The following is a 2743-nucleotide window of genomic DNA, read 5'->3' as shown; positions in this document are numbered from 1 at the left end:
ACACCGCACCCCGAGGTCCCGCATGGTTTCGATCCGTCGCACTTCCCTTGCCGCCTCCGTGCTGCCACCCCGCCACGTCCTGCTGCGCGGCGCAGTGGCCACCACGCTCTCACTGCTGCTGGCCCTGCCCGCCTACGCCGCGGACCGCCGCGACACCGCCATCGACAGCGCGCTGACCACCGGCCTGCGCCCCAGCGTGGTGCCCGCCAGCGATCCGCTGCCGGGCTGGTCGCTGCAGGCGCGCATGGCGCATTACCACGTGCCCGGTGTAGCCATCGCGGTGCTGCGGGATGGCAAGCTGGTGCACAGCGCCGGCTACGGCCTGCGCCAGGCGGGCAGCCGCGATGCCGTGAACGCAGACACGTTGTTCTCGGTGGGCTCGGTCAGCAAGGTCATCACTGCGGCCACCACGTTGCGCCTGGTGGCCGATGGCAGCCTCGCGCTGGACCAGGACATCAACACCTACCTGCGCAGCTGGAAGATACCGGCGACACCCACCACCCCGACCCCGCAGGCAAGCCTGCGCATGCTGATGTCGCACACCGCCGGGCTGGGCGTGCACGGCTTTGCCGACTACCTGCCGGGCGAACCGCTGCCCACGCTGCTGCAGACGCTGGACGGTATCGCCCCGGCGAAGAACACACCGGTACGCCTGATCCATGCACCCGGCGAACGCGGCGACTACTCCGGCGGCGGGGTAATGGTGGAACAGAAGGTGCTTGAAGATGTCAGCGGCCAGCCGTTGGACACACTGGCCCGCGCGCAGGTGTTCGCCCCGCTGCACATGCAGCGCAGCCGCTTCACCACCCCGCCGGACACCCTCGACAACATCGCCAAGGCCCACGACGGCGACGGCGCGCCCACTGCCCTGCCGCGCGGCTGGCAGTCGTTCCCCGAAGCCGGCGCGTCGGGCCTGTGGACCAGCGCCAACGACCTGGCCGCCTTCGTAGCGGCGTTGACCAACAGCTATCGCGACCCGGGCGGCTTCCTGCCGCAACCGATCGCCATCGACATGATGACCGAGGTATCGCCAAGCTGGCATGGTCTGGGCCCGCGCCTGGACGGCAGCGGCGCCACCCGCATCTTCCACCACGGCGGCTCCAACGACAGCTACCGCGCCTGGATTGAAGGCTACCTGGAAACCGGCGACGGCCTGGTCATCCTCACCAATGGCGAGAACGGCGCCGAGCTCACCACCGAGATCCGCAATGCCCTGTCCGATGCGCTGGGCCGTGGCGTGAACCCGCCCGTCCGCCCTGTCGCGCTGGACCTGCGCGCACCGGCCTATGCCGACTACGCCGGCGTGTTCGAGCAGGACCGCACCGTGTCCATGGCGCATCGCCGCGCCCTGGCCGACATCTTCGACATTCCGGCATTGCAGGTGAAGGTGGCCAACGGGCAGGTGCGCGTGGGCGTCGCCGGGAGGCCGCAGGACGGACAAGTGCTGCCGCTTGCCCCGAACCGCTTCGTGTCACCGGACATCGACGGACTGCAGATCGAGTTCCACCGCGATGCGTGGGGCAAGGTCAACGCATTGAGCGTGGTGCATGCCGAGGCGCGTGCGTACTACGTGCGCAAGTGACAGTGACGTGCGCGGCGGCCAACCAAGCTGCCGCGCACGACCGGTGAGGGGTCCCCTCAGTCTGCGGATGCGGAATGGCGCAGTTGCACGCGGCGCGCGCCAAGCACCGCGTAGGAGATGCTGAGCGGCGTACCCGGCGCCACGGTGGCCTGTAGCCCGCTGGCACTGCCGGCGGTCTGCAGCAGATGCCACTCGCCGCCCACCCGCGCGAACAGTGCGTGCTCCACGCCCTGGCGGCCGTCGTTGCGACGCGCCCGCATCACCTCCTGCACCGGCCCGGTCATCGTGTGGCGGCGCACCGTGTCGCGCTGCAGCCACATGCGCAGGGCAGGCACCCAGGTGCCCAGCAGCCACACCGTGAGCACCAGCAGCCCGACCCACAGCCACACGCTGAAACCGCGGCTCACGGTGGGCAGCAACAACGCCATGGCGGCCAGCCCGGCCACCATGGCCGCGCCCAGCCATGCCCCTGCACGCAGCGCCGCCCGCGGGCGGGCGCAGAGGTCGTGCCAATCCTGCGCCTCCATCACTGCGGGCGCGTCGGCCACCGCCGCCATCCCCGGGTAGTCCACCTGCAGCAGGTGACCGGGATGCGCCGCGCTCCATACCAACCGCAAGGGCGTGCCCGGCGCAGGCCCCATTACGTGCTGCGGCACGAAGCCGGATAGTGCGTCAGTCCCGGGCGACTCCTCCAGCACCGGGTGGCGGTAGTCGCCCACCACGTAAGCACGTGGCGCCCGCTCGAAACGCGCCTGCTGAGGGAGGATCTCGGCGACCTGCAGCGCACCGTCCATCACCGCCACCTGGCCCGATGCCAGTGCCTCGCGCACCCACACCGGGCGACGCTGCCGCACCAGGACCGCCGCGACAATGCCCGCCACGCCTACCGCTGCCGCCAGCATCATCGGCACCCAGGTGGGCGCGGCATGCGCGCGGTGCAGGCCCCGCCAACCGAAGTAGGCGGTGATCGCAACGGCCAGGCAGACGGCGATCAACAGCCACAGGTTGCCGGCGGCGCGTTGGCGGGTGAGGTCGGCCTGCAAGCGGGAGTGGAGTTCGGCGGGTATCGCCTCGGTGGAGCGTGGGGAGGGTGGGGACATCCAGGGTCTCGGTAGCGGTACGTGGAAAGTTGGAAAGCAACCACTGATTATGGCGCAAGGG

Annotated in this window: 2 protein-coding genes; one reads left to right on the top strand and one right to left on the bottom strand. The window is 70.4% G+C overall.

The window, feature by feature from the left end; genetic code table 11:
• Positions 1–1582: serine hydrolase domain-containing protein (locus tag DBR34_RS06935; RefSeq protein WP_219928227.1), on the top strand; the 1582-nt coding region annotated here is incomplete at its 5' end.
• Positions 1583–1638: 56 nt separating this feature from the next.
• Here the strand turns inward: DBR34_RS06935 and DBR34_RS06930 are convergent.
• Positions 1639–2682, bottom strand: a complete 1044-nt coding sequence (locus DBR34_RS06930) for a hypothetical protein (protein ID WP_128096246.1) — start codon at positions 2680–2682, stop codon at positions 1639–1641.
• Positions 2683–2743: the final 61 nt, after the last annotated feature.

This window comes from Stenotrophomonas sp. HMWF003, from assembly GCF_003061285.1.
Classification (GTDB): Bacteria; Pseudomonadota; Gammaproteobacteria; order Xanthomonadales; family Xanthomonadaceae; genus Stenotrophomonas; species Stenotrophomonas maltophilia_AP.
The sequence above is the reverse complement of the archived record's forward strand: the minus strand, read 5'-3'. Positions and strand labels throughout refer to the sequence as shown.